This is a genomic window from Streptantibioticus silvisoli, assembly GCF_027947535.2.
Lineage (GTDB): Bacteria > Actinomycetota > Actinomycetes > Streptomycetales > Streptomycetaceae > Streptantibioticus_C > Streptantibioticus_C silvisoli.
This window is the reverse complement of record NZ_JAAGKO020000016.1, coordinates 86,417-101,841: the sequence shown is the minus strand read 5'-3', so window position 1 is coordinate 101,841 and position 15,425 is coordinate 86,417. Positions and strand designations below refer to the sequence as shown.

Below are 15,425 nucleotides of genomic sequence, written 5' to 3'. Positions count from 1 at the left end.
CGTGACGTATACGGGTCTTTCGCCGGCCTCGTGACGCGTGCGGGTCCTCCGCCGCTTCGTGACGTGTACGAGGCCCCGCCGCTTTCGTGACGTATGGCGTGCGCCGGTTCGCGTGACGTATCACCGCTGGATTCCGCGACCGCCGGACGTGGGGCGGGGCGCGGGAGCGGTCACGTGCTGGGGCCGCGCATGTGCGCGCTGATCCAGGCGATGGTGCCGTCGGCCATGCCGCGCGTGTAGCTGCGGGCGTTGTGGCCGCCGCCGGCGACGACCTCCAGGCGGGTGTGCACCGGGCCGTGCCCGTACTGCGCGATGAAGCGGCGGACCTCGGCCAGGTCCGCGGTCTCGGTGCTGCCGGCCTGGAAGCCGAGGTAGACGTCGGGCCCGTGCCGGGCAGCGAGGGCCCGGGCGAGATGGCGCGGGTCGTCGGCGCGCATGGCGGCGGCGTCGCCGTGCCACAGCGGGGAGTCGGGGGCGATGTCCGGGCCGGACGGGATGGCGGCCTTGAAGGCCTCGGGGTGTTTCAGCACGCTCTTGAGGGCGCAGAAGCCGCCGGACGACGACCCCATGAACCCCCAGCCGTCCCGGGTGCGCAGGGTGCGGAACGTGCGGCGCACGAGGCCGGGCACGTCCCGGGTCAGCCAGGTGCCCATCCGCTGCGAGCCGGGGATGTCGCTGCAGTCGTGGTAGCGCTGGTCGGGGTTGATGACCGGCATGACCAGGATGAACGGCAGCGACCTGCCCTGCGCCGTCCAGGCGTGGAAGTCCTCCTGGAGGCGCAGGTCCGCGCCGTACCAGTAGTTGTTCGGCCACCCGAACCCGCCGGGCAGCGCGATCAGCACCGGGAATCCCTTGTCCGCGTTCGCCCGGAGGAAGTACTCGGGCGGCGCCCACACCCAGACCCTGCCGGTGAAGCCGGACGCCGGCCCGTGCAGTCGGGTCACCGCGATCCGCGTCCCGCCGGCCGCGCCGACGGTGCGCTGCACCCGCCAGTCGGCCTGCGGCCCGCTCGGCATGACGGCCAGCCGGGCGCCGCCCGCCGCCGAGCCCCCGGTGCGGGCCGTGCCGGCACCGACGGCCGTGCCGTTGCCCGTGCCCGCGCCGGCGAACGACACCGGGTCGCCCTGGTCCCCGCAACCGGCGAGGGACGCCACGAGGAGCAGCGGCGCCAGCAGGAGCGCCGTACGCAGCCGGGACCGCCGGGTGGGGCCCGCGGGCCGCCGGGACGGCCGCAGGCGCTCTGTGGGGCGCGTGGCAGGGGTCATGGCCGCAGCCCGGCGCGGGCGGCCGAGCGGCCACCCGGGTGTCGTGCCGGGGCCGGGCGCGGCGGGTCGGAGGGATGGTCAGGACCGCCCAGGGTCAATATGTATGACATATCGTCCGACAATAGGCCAGGATGGGACGGACCGCCCATGACCGCCAGCCTCGAACAGCTGCGCCGCTGCACCGCCGCCATTGACCTCGGGGCCTCCAGGACCCGGGTCTACCTCAAGAACGTCGGTCTCGTCGTCGACGAACCCAGCGTGGCGGCGGTCGACTGCCACACCGGTTCGCTCGTCGCGGTCGGCGAGACGGCGGAACGCATGACCGGCCGCACCCCCGAGCACATCCGGGTGATCCGGCCGATCTCCGGCGGCGCGGTGGTCGACATCGACATGGCCCAGCGCATGCTGCGTCACCTGCTGGGCGACCGGCTCAGCCGCGCCTGGCGCCGCAAGCCGATGCTGCGCGCGGCGATGTGCGTACCGAGCGGCAGCGAACCGATGACGCAGCGCGCCGCCATCGAGACGCTGACCGGCCTCGGCGCCCGGCGGGTCGAACTCGTCGACACCCTGATCGCCGCGGCGGTCGGCTGCGGCCTGCCGGTGGAGTACCCCGAGGCCACGATGATCGTGGTGTGCGGCGCGACCACCACCCACGTCGCCGTGTTGTCGCTGGGCGCGATCGTGGCGGCGGACACCGTCCAGGTCGGCGGTGAGGTCATCGACCGGGCCATGCTCCAGCACCTGCGCAACCAGCACGCGTTGCTGCTGCCCGGCCAGTCCGTCCGGTCGCTGCACGGCATGCTGGAGACCTCCGGCGGCGGCGGGCCGGCCACCGTCGAGGTACACGGCATGGACGCCTCCAGCGCCACGGCCCGCTCCATCCGGGTGGAGGCCGCCGGTATGCGGCTGGCCATCGAGCCCACGTTCAACAACGTGCTCGACGGCATCCGCGCGGTACTGCGCCGCTGCCCGCCCGACCTGGTCGCCGACCTGGGCGACCGCGGCATCATGCTGGCCGGCGGCAGCGCCCGGCTCCCCGGCCTGGACACCGTGCTGCGCGAGGGCACCGGCATGCCCGTCACCGTCAGCGAACACCCCGGTTCCTGCTCGGTCCGCGGCCTCGGCGCCATGCTGGAGGGCCGCGCGACGCCGATGGCGCTGGAGTCGGTCAGCTTCGCCGGATGAGCGGCGGCACGGCGGACGGCGGCACCCCGGGCCCGGACGTTCCGCACGACGACGCCGATGCCGCCGCCGACCGCCCGCCGCACGACGCGCGGACCGAGGCCATCCGGCTGCGGGAGCGGATCTACGCCGTCATCACCATGCTCGCCGTCGTGGTCACCCTGACCGAGGACGACCACCTGAGCGCCCCGAGCGCGGCGTGGACCATCGGCGGTACCGCGCTCGGAGTGTGGCTGGCCACCGTCGTCGCCGACCAGCAGGCGCACCGGGTCGTACACCAACGCCTGGCCCGCGGCCGGGACCTGCGCGTCATGCTCTACACGAGCTTCCCGCTGCTGCTCAGCGCGGTGGTACCGCTGAGCTTCACCGTGCTGGCCGGCCTCGGCCTGCTGCACCTGGGCGACGCGCTGACGGCGGCGGTGTTCGTCGAACTGGCCGGTCTGTTCGCCTGGGGCGTGCTGGGCGGTCTGCGGCTGGGCGGCGGGGTGCCGGCCGCGATCCTGGCGGGGGTGGCGGACCTGGTGATCGGCGCGCTGATCGTACTGGTCAAGGTGGCGGCCGGACACTGACACCGGCCGGCGGCGACCGCCGGGGGGCGCTTGGGGCGCCGGGGGGCGCTTGGGGCGCCGGAGGTGCCTGCGGTGCCGGAACGTGCCTGCGGCGGCGGAACGTGCCTGCGGGGCCGGGGCCGGGGCCAGCGTCCGCGGGGCCCGGCCGGTCCGCGCGGTCCCCGGCCCGTTTCCGCGGCGCCGGGACGCGGCGGTCGGCGCCGGAGCCATGCCGCCCCTCCCCGGGAAGCCGCGCGGCGTCCTCCCGGGGCCGGGCGGGGTTTTCCCGGGGTCGGGCGGAGTTTTCCACAGGGGTGGCGCGGGGTTTTCCACAGGTTGAGGGCGTCCGGTGACGAACCGGGCGTTACCTGGGAACCTGATCACAGGACGACGAGTGATCAACGGGACCGGGCGACGCGGCGGGTTCGGCCGAGCGGCGCGGCGGGCCCGGCGAGTTGAGCGAAGAAGGGGAATCCCATGGCGCAGCGCGTACGTGGAGTGGTCGCGGCCGGCAAGGGCGAGCCGGTGCGGATCGAGACCATCGTCATCCCGGACCCGGGTCCGGGCGAGGCGGTGGTCAAGATCCAGGCGTGCGGGGTCTGCCACACCGACCTGCACTACCGCGAGGGCGGCATCAACGACGACTTCCCCTTCCTGCTGGGCCACGAGGCGGCCGGGATCGTCGAGTCGGTCGGCGACGGCGTCACCGAGGTGGCGCCCGGCGACTTCGTGATCCTCAACTGGCGCGCGGTGTGCGGCCAGTGCCGGGCCTGCCGGCGCGGCCGCCCCTGGTACTGCTTCGACACGCACAACGCGAAGCAGCGGATGACCCTGGAGGACGGCACCGAACTGTCGCCCGCCCTGGGCATCGGCGCCTTCGCCGACAAGACCCTGGTCGCGGCCGGCCAGTGCACCAAGGTGGACCCGGCCGCCTCCCCGGCCGCCGCCGGACTGCTGGGCTGCGGCGTGATGGCCGGCCTCGGCGCCGCGGTGAACACCGGCAACGTCTCCCGGGGCGACACCGTGGCGGTCATCGGCTGCGGCGGCGTGGGCAACGCGGCGGTCATGGGCTCCCGGCTGGCCGGCGCGTCCCGGATCATCGCCGTCGACATCGACGACGCCAAGCTCGCCACCGCCCAGCGGCTCGGCGCCACCCACACCGTCAACTCCCGTTCCGGGGACCCGGTCGAGGCGATCCGCGAGCTGACCGGGGGCTTCGGCGCCGACGTCGTCATCGAGGCGGTCGGCCACCCCGAGACCTACCGGCAGGCCTTCTACGCCCGCGACCTGGCCGGCACCGTGGTGCTCGTCGGCGTGCCCACACCGCAGATGCAGCTCGAACTGCCGCTGCTCGACGTCTTCGGTCGCGGCGGTTCGCTGAAGTCCTCCTGGTACGGCGACTGCCTTCCGTCCCGCGACTTCCCCGTACTCGTCGACCTCTACCTCCAGGGCCGGCTCGACCTCGACGCCTTCGTGTCGGAGACCATCGCGCTGGACCAGGTGGAGGAGGCGTTCACCAAGATGCAGAAGGGGGAGGTGCTGCGCTCGGTGGTGATGCTGTAGCTCTCAGCGATGCGAAGCGGGGCGATGGGCGATATCTTCCCTTTATGGGAGATTCATCGGAGGCGTACACCCCGATCATGATCCTCATGCGCGACCTGGAAGGCAGGGTCGTCTACGAGGTGTGGCGCAGCGCGCCCGCGGACGGCAAGACCACGGCCGACGCGCATGTCGACGCCCCGATCCGCAGCAGGACCGAGGCCCGCGACATCGCCCGCGCGGCCGGCTTCCACCTGGTCCAGGACGGCGAGATCTGGGACCACCTCCCGGAGGAGTGAAAGCCTCCCGGGAGGTGGGCAGCCCTCCGGGGGTGAGGTCGTCCCCGAGGGGGCAACGCCGTCTCCGGGGGCAACGCCGTCCCGGGAGGCGAGGTCGTCCCGGGCAACGCCGTCCCCGGAGGCCAGGCGGCGCGGCGGGCTCGGCCGACGGTGGGCCGACCGCATGCGGAGGAACGTCGCGAGGCCGCCTCCGGGGCCCGGCCACGCGCGCGGTGGCTTCGGCGACCGGCGGCCTCGGCACCGATCGCCCCGCGCACTCCCCGCGCTCGGCACCGGCGGCCCGCATACTCCCCGCCCCGTAGCGCCCCCACCGCGTTCGGCACGCTGCCACCCCTCCCCCCGTAACGAGACCCGAATGGCCCAGGCCCCGGCGGCCGGACCCGCAGCCGACCGCTCAACCGCCCGCGCAACCAACCCCGCAGCCAACCCCGCAGCCGTACCGGGAGGCGGGTGTCAGCGGTCGGTGCGACGCTGGTGGCACCAGGGATCTGCGAAGGGACATCGCCATGATCACCACTGACTTCATCCACGGTTCGCCGTGCTGGATGGACCTGGGCGCCCCGGACGTCGAGAACGCGGTCGGCTTCTACGGCGCGGTCATGGAGTGGACGTTCGAGCCGTACGAGGGCGCCGCGAACGGGTACGGCGCGTTCAGCAAGGACGGGCGGACCGTCGGCGGGGTCGGCGAGCTCACCGAGGACGGCGCGCGTTCCGCCTGGACGCTCTACTTCAACACCCCCGACGCCGAGGCGACCGCCGCAGCGGCCCGGCAGCTGGGCGGCACGGTCCGCGCGGCGCCGGCCGACGCCGCCGAGATGGGCCGGCTGGCGCAGCTCAGCGATCCGCAGGGCGGCCGGTTCGCCGTCTGGCAGCCCGGCAAGGACCAGGGCTTCGAGCTCGCCGACGTGCCGGGTTCGCTGTGCTGGACCGAGCTGTACACGACGGACGCGGCCGGCGCGAAGGCGTTCTACGGCGAGCTGTTCGGCTGGACCGGCACCGACATACCGATGCCCGGCGACGAACCCGGCACGTACTCGATCCTCACGCCGGCCGGCGGCGACGACAACCGCATGCACGGCGGCCTGATGGAGCTGCCGCCCGAGGTGCTCTCGCTGACCGGCGGCACCGCCTACTGGCACCCGGTCTTCACCGTGGACGACACCGACGAGACCGTCGCCAGGGTCACCGCCAACGGCGGCAGCATCCAGATGGGCCCCGAGAACGGCCCCGGCGTCGGCCGCCTCGCCGTCTGCCTCGACCCCGACGGAGCGGACTTCGTGGTGCTGAAGCCGGAGGCGTGAGAACGCGGGGCGTCCCCCCTGGCGCGGCGGCCGACGCCATCGGCCCCGGCCGGGCGGCGCGGCACCGCCCCGCCCCCTCGTCGCACCGCCCCGCCCCCTCGTCAGCTCGGAGCGGCCTCCGTGAGCTCGGAGGGGCCCCGCGTCAGCGCGGAGCGGCCTCCGTGAGCCGCAGGCGCCAGGTGTGGCAGGCCATGGGCATCCGGACCGTCCCGTCGGCGATGTCCGCCGTCCGGTGGACCTGCGCGTCGATCAGGCCGGCGAGCTCCCGCTTGCGTTCCTCCGGCTGTGCGATGAACCCGCTGTAGGTGGCGAACATGCCGACCAGTGCGTCGACGGTCAGCGGCGCGGTCCAGGTCAGGACGCGCGACTCCGGCTCGGTGAACGGCACGCCGTCCGGGAGCCACCGCTCGGTGCCCATCCGCCGGATCTGCCGCTCGACCTCGTCGCCGGCGCCCACCAGGTCCCGTACGAAGGAGTCCAGGGCGTCGACCCACGGCACCCGGCGGTCCCGGCGGGTCCACAGGATGGCGAGCGTGCCGCCGGGCTGGAGCACCCGGGCGATCTCGGGGAGCGCGCGGACCGGGTCCATCCAGTGCCACGCGGCCGACACGGTGACGGCGCCGACCCGGGCGCCGGGCAGCGGGATGTTCTCGGCGGTGCCCTCCAGCACCGTGGCCCGGGGGCAGCCGGCGGCGAGCACCTCGCGCATGCGGGCGTCGGGCTCGACGGCCAGCACGTCGTCCACCCGTTCGGCGAGCTGACGGGTCAGCAGGCCGGTGCCGGCGCCCAGGTCCAGCACCGCGGCGCAGTCCGGGGGCAGCAGCCAGTCGAGCACCTGCTCCGACGGGCCCATCCGGAAGCGGTCGTACTCCTCGGCCGCGGTCCCGAAGGACACGGCGCGCGCTGATCGGTTGAGCATGACTCTCCTTTGGCAGCGGGCGCGGAGCCCGGATTCGGCCGGCCGGTCGTGTGCACGGTGTTCGCCGGCCGTCTCCGCCGGCCGTGAGGAGACGGGTGGATCGCATCGGTGGTGGACGGTTGGCTTCGGTGGCGGACGGTTCGGCGGCGGACGGATCGCACCGGTGGCGGGCGCGGCCGGTGGCGGGGCCGTGTCGTACGCCCACGGCCGACGCAGGTGTCGTCGGGGCCGGGCGAGCGGGCCGGCGGTGCGCGATCACGCCGCCCGGCCCGGCACATCGCGGCGTTACCGCAACGCCCCGGCCAGCCGCCAGAACGCCTCAGCGCCCAGCACCGCACCGCAGCCCGCGCCCCGCAGCCGCACCGCACCCGCGCCGGCCGGAACCCGCTCCCCAGACCCGAGCGACCGGCACAGCCCCCAACGTCCGCACGACGCCTGGCGACCCGCGCGACCGGCACAGCCCCGCACGCCCGCACAACGCCGCGCAGCCCCGCACGCCCGCCCGCAGAACGCCCACGTCCCGCGGAGCCGACACGCCCCGCGGGACCCGTCCTACAGGCCGCGCAGCCCGACGAGCACCCGCTCCAGGAGCGTGACGTCCGGCCGTCCTCCGCCCTGGCCCGGTTGCTGGACGTTGACCAGACCGCTTTCGGCGAGGTCACCCACTAAGACGCGGGTGACGCCGAGAGGCACGTTCAGCAGGGCGGAGATCTCGGCCACCGACTTCAGCTCCATGCAGAGCCGGCAGATCGCCCGGTGCTCGGGAGAGAGTCTGATGCCGCTGTCCCAAGCACGCATGTTGGTGCTGACGAGCGCCTCAAGCGCGAAGTCGTGCCGTGCCGTCGTACGTCCGCCGGTGACGGCGTAGGGACGTACGAAGGGCGATGATCTGCCCCTCTGGTCTCCGTTCACGAAAGCCCATCCTTCCCCGTGGGGCCCGGTCGGCAGGCCCTACCCAGTTTCAGCGTGCCAGTGCGCTCTGGAGCTCCGCGCGCAGGGCGGGAGTGAGCACGTCGCCGGTACGTTCGACCAGCAAGGTCATCTCGTACCCGACGAGTTTCATGTCGCAGGTCGGCGAGGCGAGCACGGCAAGCACCGAGCCGTCGCTGATCGACGTCACGAACAGGAAGCCGTGCAGCATGTCCACGACGGTCTGGGTGACCGAGCCGGCCTCGAAGAGGTTGGCCGCGCCCTGCGTCAGGCTCGCCAGCCCGGAGGCCACCGCCGCCAGCTGGTCGCCGCGGTCCTTGGGCACGGCCTCGGACGCCAGGAGCTGGACGCCGTCCGAGGAGACGACCACCGCGTGGGCCACGCCCGGTACTTGCTTCACGAAGTTGGCGACGAGCCAGTTCAGGTTCTGCGCTGCCTTGCTCAGCTCGCTCATGACTGCTTCCTGTGCTGTGGACATCCCAGATGTCCCGGGGTGGAGGAGAGACGACGGTCCGCTCATGGCGTTTCCGGCCCACCCGGTAACGGCCTCGGCCCGTCAAGCCCCGAACCGTCCTTCCCCTGCCTGACGCCCTGGTGAAAACGGGACAGCCGTTCCCTCATCAGGTCCGCCGAACGCGGCTCGACCGGCGGCGGGGCCGGCCGCGACGCGCCCGGGCTCGCGGCCTGGCCGGGGCCGGGGTTGCCGCGCGGCACCCGGACGGGCAGTCCCTGCGGGGTCAGGCCGCCGACCGCCGGCCTGACGACCGGGGTGGACCGCCAGCTGTCCTGGGCCGGGGCCCAGGAGGCGGAGGCACCGCTGTCGGCGGCGGACCGGTCGGGCCACCTGCCGTCGGCGGACTGCGGGTGGCCGGGCAGCGGCGCCACGCCCGTGCCCGGTCCGGCGGCGGGCGACAGGCCGCGGCCCTCGGGCCCGAACCACTCGGTGTTCATCGAGTCGAAGATCGGTGACCGCTCCGAGCCGGACGCGCCGTGGGCCGGATCGGCGAAGGCGTGCCAGCCGGAGTCCTGGGACGGCCCGGACTGCGGCCCGCCGCGACCGGGAGCAGCCGGCGGGGCCACCTCGTCCGGCTGCTCGAACCACGAGAAGTCGCCGTCCGGCTGAGCCTGCGGACCGGCCTCGTCCACGAACCACGGGAAGTCGTCCGCGTCGGGCCCGGTACGGCCGCGCACCGGCAGGTCGTCGGTACGGCCGCGCACCGGCAGGTCGTCGGTACGGCCGCGCACCGGCAGGTCGTCGAACCGCGGGTCGCCCGCGGAGCCCTGGGCGATCTGGCTGAAGGAGGTGTCGAAGGACGGGTCGAAGCGCGCAGCGCCGCCCGGTTCCGGCAGGTAGCCGGTGATGTCGGCCGGCTCGGGCCGGAAACCGGCGGGGTCGAACGGTTCGGCGCGGAAGCCGGCGCTGCCAGCCGGCTCCGGGCGGAAGCCGAGGCTCTCGTTCCGCTGCGGCCGCGCGCCGGGTTCGGGGGCGCCGGACGGTTCCTTGGCGTGCGAGGCGGGCCGGACGGCCTGCTCGAACGCGGTGCCGGAGTCCTCGTCGAGCTCGTTCACCGACCGCAGCAGGTCCGGCGGGATGCGCACGAGCGCGTTGAGCCCGCCGGTCTCCGGGCTGGTCAGCCACACCTGGATGCGGTACTTGACCGCCAGCCGGCCGACCACGAACAGCCCCATGCGGCGGGAGATCGCCACGTCCACCACCGGCGGCTCGGCGAGCCGCTCGTTGATCCGCTCCAGCTCCTCCGAGCGGATGCCGATGCCGGAGTCGGCGATGTCGAGGACGACGTCGCCGGCGGCCAGCGTCCTGGCGCTGACCAGGACCTCGCTCTCGGGGGCCGAGAACGAGGTGGCGTTCTCGATGAGTTCGGCCACCAGGTGGACGACGTCGGTCGCGGCGTGGCCGGACAGCGCCACGTCGGGCAGCTCGTAGAGGGCGACGCGCTCGTACTGCTCGACCTCCGCGGTGGCGGCCCGGACCACGTCGAGCAGCGACACCGGCTGGTTCCACCGGCGCCCCTGCTCCTCACCGGCGAGCACCAGCAGGTTCTCGTTGTTGCGGCGCATGCGGGTCGCGAGGTGGTCGAGCTGGAAGAGGCTGGAGAGCTGGGCGGGGTTCTGCTCGCCGTTCTCCAGCTCGTCGATCAGCTGCAACTGCCGCAGCACCAGGCTCTCACTGCGCCGCGAGAGGTTGGTGAAGATCGTGTTGACGTTGCTGCGCATCATCGCCTGCTCGGTGGCGAGGCGGACCGCTTCGTGGTGGACCCGGTCGAACGCCCGCGCCACCTGGCCGACCTCGTCCTGCGTGTGCAGATCGATCGGCTGGACCCGGACGGACTCCTCGGTGGGCTCCGCGTCGTGCAGCCGGCGCACGACCTCCGGCAGGCGGTGGTCGGCGATGTCCAGTGCGGAACGGCGCAGTTGACGCAGCGGCAGCACCACGGACCGGGCGAGGACCACGGCGGCGAGGTAGGACAGCACGATCACCGCGACGAAGAGGCCGACGTTCTCCCACAGTTGGGTCTCGCCCTGCGACACCAGCAGCGAAGCGCGCTGCCCCATGTCGGCGTTGACCTTCTGCTCGACGGTGCGGACCGCCTGGAGCTTGTCCGTCAGCTGCTGGTACGCGGTGGACCGGCTGACCCCGAGGCTGCTGAGCGGGGTGCCCTCCTGGGCCGCGGCGGAGACGTCCTCGACGGTGCCGTCGGCGGCGCCCACCTGGTCGCCGCTGACGGTGGACTGGTACAGGTTGAGGATCGACGCCGGCGCGTCGTTGGCGATCGAGGTGGCGGCGGTGGCGAACTGCGCCTGCGCCTGCTCGATGTCCTCCTTCTGCTCCAGCGTGAAGCTGCCGGCGCTGAGCACGTCGACGAGGTATCCGCGCTCGCTCGACGTCTGCTGCTCGATCTGCTCGACGGAGGCCAGCGTGCCGACCAGGGTGCCGAGCGTGTGGTCGGGGCTGACCGCGGCGAGCTGGGCGCTGAAGTCCAGCAGGTCGTCGATGACCGTCGTGTACGCGGTGAAGCTGGGCGTACCGGCGCCGAGCCGCAGGTTGGAGGCGCGCAGCGGATCGATGTCGGCGAGCCGGGCCTCGGCGCGCGCGCCGAGCTGCTGGGTGGCGGGCGGCAGGGCGGTGACACTGCCGTGGTACTGGCGCAGCGCGTCGTCGAACTGCGTGACGTCCGCCGTGGTGGTCCGCTCGGCCTTCAGCAGCCGGGCGTCCCCGCCGACGCCCGATCCGTTGAGCGCGACCTCGGTGAGGTCCCGCTCGTCGTCGAGCGCGCTGACCAGGCTGGAGATGCGCTGGGCGATCAGCGTCTGGTCACGGGTGTCGGAGTCGGCCTGCACGGTGCCGACCTCGGACACGACACGGACGCCGACCAGCGGGACGATCGCGACCAGCGGGACCAGGACCAGCAGCAGCATGCGGCTGCGCAGCCGCCAGTTGCCCAGGCGCCGCTTGGCGGACAACCGGGCGGGCAGACCGCCGGCTCCCGCGGTCCGTCCCCGTTCGGTGACACCGCCGGCTCCCGGCGTTCCCGTCACAGCGTGGCCACGCCGCGACGTGCCCCGCGGCCTTCGTCCGTCGACGGATACCCGACTCGGCGGGGTCGCTGGTCTTCCATCCACTAACCCTTAACCCTCATAACGTCGTTTCCGGACGCGACGACGCCTGGTCAATCCGGTTCGCCACAACGAACACCTGGATCCGCCAAACACCGGGTCTTTGGCTTTACGTCTTCCGCGTCCTCGTCGTGACCCGCATTCCAGCACACGATGGCTCACCTGAGCAAAGGGCGCCATTACTGACTTAGCGGAGTGGGTCCTTCCGCCGGGCTGCCGGAGCGCGTCCACACACCCGGGACGCAGTCCTTCATACCCGCATCCCGGCACACCCGGGCATCATTCGTAAAGTCGGACGTCCGCATAGTTCGGAGATACCAGATTCCTTACGGCATGGTAAGTACAGAGCAACGCGTATATTTCCTGCTGAACAAGTTCAGGGCTTTTGGAACGCAAGAAGACGCGTTGTCCGTCCAACTGCCCGGTGAACTGGCGCACGCCGGCCCGGCCCGCTCCCGCCCGGGCGTAACGGGCCGCGATCACGTCGGCCGGCACGGCGTCGTCGTCGAGGATCGACGTGACCAGTCTGTCCCGCCGTCCCCCTTCCTCGGCCCGCCTGGCACCGGGTCTGCCCGTACCGTTCCAGGGCACCACGCGCACGACGGTCTCCCGGCGCGGACCGGTTCCCCGGTGGCCGCCGACCGGGGCCGAGAGGTAGGAGCCGTCGGGCAGCCCGCGCGCGGCCGGTAATTGGGCGTGCTCGCCGAGTTGCCACACCTGGTCGGCGCCCGCCTCGGCCAGGGCGTGCCACAGGTTCGAGGGGATCGTTTCTTCATCGCCCACCACCAGGGTCCCGGCGCCGATGAGACCGGGCGGACACCTGACCAGCAGGCTTTCGGCGCCGTGGTCCGCGCCGGAGGCGATCGCGGAGGCCACGACCACCCGGGTGCGGCAGTCGGTGAGCGAGGTCAGCCAGACGTTCAGGTGGCGGCAGTCCCCGTCGGGCGCGCCGAACGCGACGCGGTTGGCGGGGGTGTCGGGGGCCTCCAGCGCGACGCTTTCGAAGGCGAGCACCCGGCCTGCCGCACGGGCCGTCCCGCCGTCCGCCGGGGACGCCTCCGGTTCGGCGGAGGCGGCCAGGTGGCCGCACAGGGCCTTGAGGGGTTCGACGCCCAGTCGCCGGCGGGCCCGGGTGATGGCGGCGGCGCTGGCCAGGTCGCCGGCCTCCTCGAAGAACTCGGGCAGTCCGCCGGTCAGTTTGGCGAGCACCTCCTCGTAGGAAGAGGTCTCGAAAAGCCACATCGCGAGCGTGAAGTACATCATGACGCGCGCCGGAAGAAGCCTGGAACGCCGTTCTTTTCGCTCGGCCTCGTCCACCAGCCGGTCCATCAGCTCGGGCCGAAACGCCTGCACGAGCATGCGCAGAGCGAGCCGGTCGGGCAGGTGTGTTTCGCACCGTATGCCGCGATAAGGGGCTGCCATCGCGAAAAGTTACCGCACGGAATAGCCGCACCCTATCTTCTTCGCATAATCTCCGCAGCCACGTCATTCACACAGAAGTTCTCCAGGAAAAAACCACAACCCGGCGGCGCACACATGCCTCAATCACGCCAAAGCGGGCCGACCGGACCCACCCCGGTCCACATTGCTTGCCCCATACACGGACATCTCTTGATGAACAGACCTCCGGAACACCGCCGAACCGCCTTCGAAACACGCGCGAATCAACGCCCCGACAGAGCAGGAATACCGGTCAGCCAATGCCATACCTGCCCAGAAAGCCCACTAACCGACCGTCAGGCCGGTTCTTAAGTCAGTGACCCCTCCGGCCGACAAGGTTGTTGCACCGAGTGGAGTTCTGACAGCCTCATTGCGTGACAAGCGAATCCCGGCGTGGGCGCGTCGAAGGACCGGCCCCATCACCGCAGCCGGCGACGCAGCCGCCGTCAATCGTGATGCGTGATGTGAGCAAAAGCTTCAGTACACCCCAGGGCGGCAATCACGATGTGCTGCGCGACATCAATTTCTCCGTCGCGCCCGGTGAGTTCACCGCGGTCGTCGGCCCGACCGGCTGCGGCAAGTCCACAACACTGTCGATGATCTGCGGTACGGACCAGCCCGACAGCGGTGAGGTGCTGATCGGCGGCCGTCCGGTGGACGGCATCGGTGACCAGGTGGGCTTCGTCTTCCAGGCCGACGCGGTATTCCCCTGGAAGACGGTCATCGGGAACATCGCCACCGGTCCGCGCTTCCGCGGCATGCCCCGCAAGGAGGCGCTCGCCGAGGCCGCCGACTGGGTGCGCCGGGTGGGGCTCGCCGGGTTCGAGCGGTACCACCCCCACCAGCTCTCGGGCGGGATGCGCAAGCGGGTGGCGCTCGCCCAGACCATGATCAACCGGCCGCGGGTGCTGCTCATGGACGAGCCGTTCGCCGGCCTGGACGTGCAGACCCGGCAGATCATGTCCGACGAACTGCTGTCCCTGTGGGAGCTGACCCGGCCGTCGGTGGTGTTCATCACCCACGACCTGGAGGAGGCGATCTCGCTCGCCGACCGGGTCGTCGTCATGACCGCCGGACCGGCCACCGTCAAGCAGGAGTTCCGCATCGACCTGCCCCGGCCGAGGAACACCCGCGAGATCCGGCACACCCCGGAGTTCGTCAAGCTGCACGAACGGATATGGGAGGCGCTGCGCGACGAAGTGCAGGTCGCCTACCGGCGCAGCGTCACCGCGGCCTGACCCCGCTACGCGCCGGCGGCGTCGGGCCGTGCGAGGGACCCCGGCCGCCGCGAGAGGCACCACCGCCCGTCCGCAAGACCCGACCGACGTCCGGAAGAGGCACCACCGCATGAACGCGCAAGGCCCCCGATCGAGTACCGGTACGGCGCCGGCGGATCCCGGCCCGGCCGACGGCGTGCCGGACCGCCCGGTCCCGCCGCTGAGCGAGGCGGCCGCGACCCGGGCGGCGACCGCCCGCCGGCAGCGCAACCGGCGCCGCGTGGTGGTCCTCACCGGCCGGGTGCTGGTCCTCGTGGTGTTCGTCGGCCTGTGGCAGCTGCTGTCCTCCACCGGCACCATCGACACGTTCTACTTCGGTGAACCCTCCGGTGTCTGGACGCAGTTGTGGGCCTGGACGGCGCACGGCACGTCCCAGGGCCCGCTGTGGGACCAGGTCTGGGTGACCCTCCAGGAGACCCTGCTCGGGTTCGGGATCGGGGTGACCCTCGGCGTCGTGTGCGGCATCGTGCTCGGCCGGCTCAGCCTGCTGTCGGACGTGTTCGCCCCCTACATCAAGACGCTGAACTCCATACCGCGCATCGTGCTCGGGTCGGTGTTCGCCATCTGGTTCGGCCTCGGCATCGACTCCAAGGTCGCGCTGGCGGTCGTCCTGGTCTTCTTCGGCGTGTTCTTCAACGCCTTCCAGGGCGCCCGCGAGGTGGACCGCAACCTCATCGCCAACGCCCGCATCCTCGGCGCCAGCAACGCCAAGGTGACCTTGCACGTGGTCATCCCGTCCGCGCTCAGCTGGATCACCACCAGCCTGCACATCGCGTTCGGCTTCGCCATCACCGGCGCCATCGTCGGCGAACTGCTCGGGGCCCAGCAGGGTCTCGGGCTGCTGATCTCCCAGGCCCAGGCCAACTTCGACCCCGACGGCGTCTACGCGGGCCTGGTCATCACCGCGGCGTTCGCACTGATCGCCGAAGGGCTGATCACGCTCCTCGAACGGCGCCTGCTGCGCTGGCGGCCCCGCCCGCGCAGTTCGGGCGCCGGTTCCTGATCTCCCATGACGGCATTTCCCATGACGGCACCGCACTCACCAACGCATCCCACGCACCGGGACCGAAGACGGCCCGCGAGGCGTCC

At 72.5% G+C, this 15,425-nt stretch carries 13 protein-coding genes; 7 read left to right on the top strand and 6 right to left on the bottom strand.

Features of this window, described 5'->3' with window-relative positions:
- Positions 1 to 170 precede the first annotated feature (170 nt).
- The gene (locus tag POF43_RS13465; RefSeq protein WP_271325201.1) at positions 171 to 1,265 is read right to left on the bottom strand and encodes an alpha/beta hydrolase; all 1,095 of its coding nucleotides are present in this window, start codon (positions 1,263 to 1,265) and stop codon (positions 171 to 173) included.
- 147 nt (positions 1,266 to 1,412) lie between these two features.
- Between POF43_RS13465 and POF43_RS13460 the strand changes: the two genes are divergently transcribed.
- The 5 genes from POF43_RS13460 to POF43_RS13440 all read left to right on the top strand — a co-directional run bounded on the left by POF43_RS13460 (position 1,413) and on the right by POF43_RS13440 (position 6,134).
- On the top strand, positions 1,413 to 2,450 hold the full coding sequence (locus POF43_RS13460) for a rod shape-determining protein (RefSeq protein WP_271316608.1): 1,038 nt from the start codon (positions 1,413 to 1,415) through the stop codon (positions 2,448 to 2,450).
- Complete coding sequence (locus tag POF43_RS13455; RefSeq protein ID WP_271316609.1) at positions 2,447 to 3,016, top strand: hypothetical protein; 570 nt, start codon at positions 2,447 to 2,449, stop codon at positions 3,014 to 3,016. The genes POF43_RS13460 and POF43_RS13455 overlap by 4 nt, the downstream gene beginning before the upstream one ends.
- Positions 3,017 to 3,472: 456 nt before the next feature.
- The gene (locus tag POF43_RS13450) at positions 3,473 to 4,558 is read left to right on the top strand and encodes an S-(hydroxymethyl)mycothiol dehydrogenase (protein ID WP_271318614.1); all 1,086 of its coding nucleotides are present in this window, start codon (positions 3,473 to 3,475) and stop codon (positions 4,556 to 4,558) included.
- 44 nt (positions 4,559 to 4,602) lie between these two features.
- On the top strand, positions 4,603 to 4,833 hold the full coding sequence (locus tag POF43_RS13445; RefSeq protein WP_271318615.1) for a hypothetical protein: 231 nt from the start codon (positions 4,603 to 4,605) through the stop codon (positions 4,831 to 4,833).
- Positions 4,834 to 5,339: 506 nt separating this feature from the next.
- Positions 5,340 to 6,134: a VOC family protein gene (locus POF43_RS13440; RefSeq protein ID WP_271323280.1), complete on the top strand. Its 795-nt coding sequence runs from the start codon at positions 5,340 to 5,342 to the stop codon at positions 6,132 to 6,134.
- Between the two features lie 142 nt (positions 6,135 to 6,276).
- On the opposite strand, the gene POF43_RS13435 is transcribed toward POF43_RS13440, so the two are convergent.
- The 5 genes from POF43_RS13435 to POF43_RS13415 form a co-directional block, all read right to left on the bottom strand.
- Positions 6,277 to 7,053 carry a class I SAM-dependent methyltransferase gene (locus POF43_RS13435; protein ID WP_271314889.1) on the bottom strand — a complete coding sequence of 259 codons (777 nt, stop codon included), beginning with the start codon at positions 7,051 to 7,053 and terminating at the stop codon, positions 6,277 to 6,279.
- 552 nt (positions 7,054 to 7,605) lie between these two features.
- A complete protein-coding gene (locus tag POF43_RS13430; RefSeq protein ID WP_271314890.1) occupies positions 7,606 to 7,965 on the bottom strand; it encodes a DUF742 domain-containing protein in 360 nt (119 codons plus the stop codon).
- A gap of 49 nt (positions 7,966 to 8,014) precedes the next feature.
- Entirely contained in the window at positions 8,015 to 8,437 is a 423-nt protein-coding gene (locus POF43_RS13425) for a roadblock/LC7 domain-containing protein (RefSeq protein WP_271314891.1), read from the bottom strand.
- Positions 8,438 to 8,499: 62 nt separating this feature from the next.
- Entirely contained in the window at positions 8,500 to 11,466 is a 2,967-nt protein-coding gene (locus tag POF43_RS13420) for a sensor histidine kinase (RefSeq protein ID WP_271323279.1), read from the bottom strand.
- A 432-nt stretch (positions 11,467 to 11,898) separates the two neighbouring features.
- Positions 11,899 to 13,041: a transposase domain-containing protein gene (locus tag POF43_RS13415; protein WP_271323278.1), complete on the bottom strand. Its 1,143-nt coding sequence runs from the start codon at positions 13,039 to 13,041 to the stop codon at positions 11,899 to 11,901.
- Positions 13,042 to 13,514: 473 nt separating this feature from the next.
- Here POF43_RS13415 and POF43_RS13410 point away from each other — a divergent pair, with 473 nt between their 5' ends.
- Together POF43_RS13410 and POF43_RS13405 are read left to right on the top strand one after the other, a co-directional pair.
- The gene (locus POF43_RS13410; protein WP_271314894.1) at positions 13,515 to 14,297 is read left to right on the top strand and encodes an ABC transporter ATP-binding protein; all 783 of its coding nucleotides are present in this window, start codon (positions 13,515 to 13,517) and stop codon (positions 14,295 to 14,297) included.
- 109 nt (positions 14,298 to 14,406) lie between these two features.
- Complete coding sequence (locus POF43_RS13405; RefSeq protein ID WP_271314895.1) at positions 14,407 to 15,339, top strand: ABC transporter permease; 933 nt, start codon at positions 14,407 to 14,409, stop codon at positions 15,337 to 15,339.
- Positions 15,340 to 15,425 lie beyond the last annotated feature (86 nt).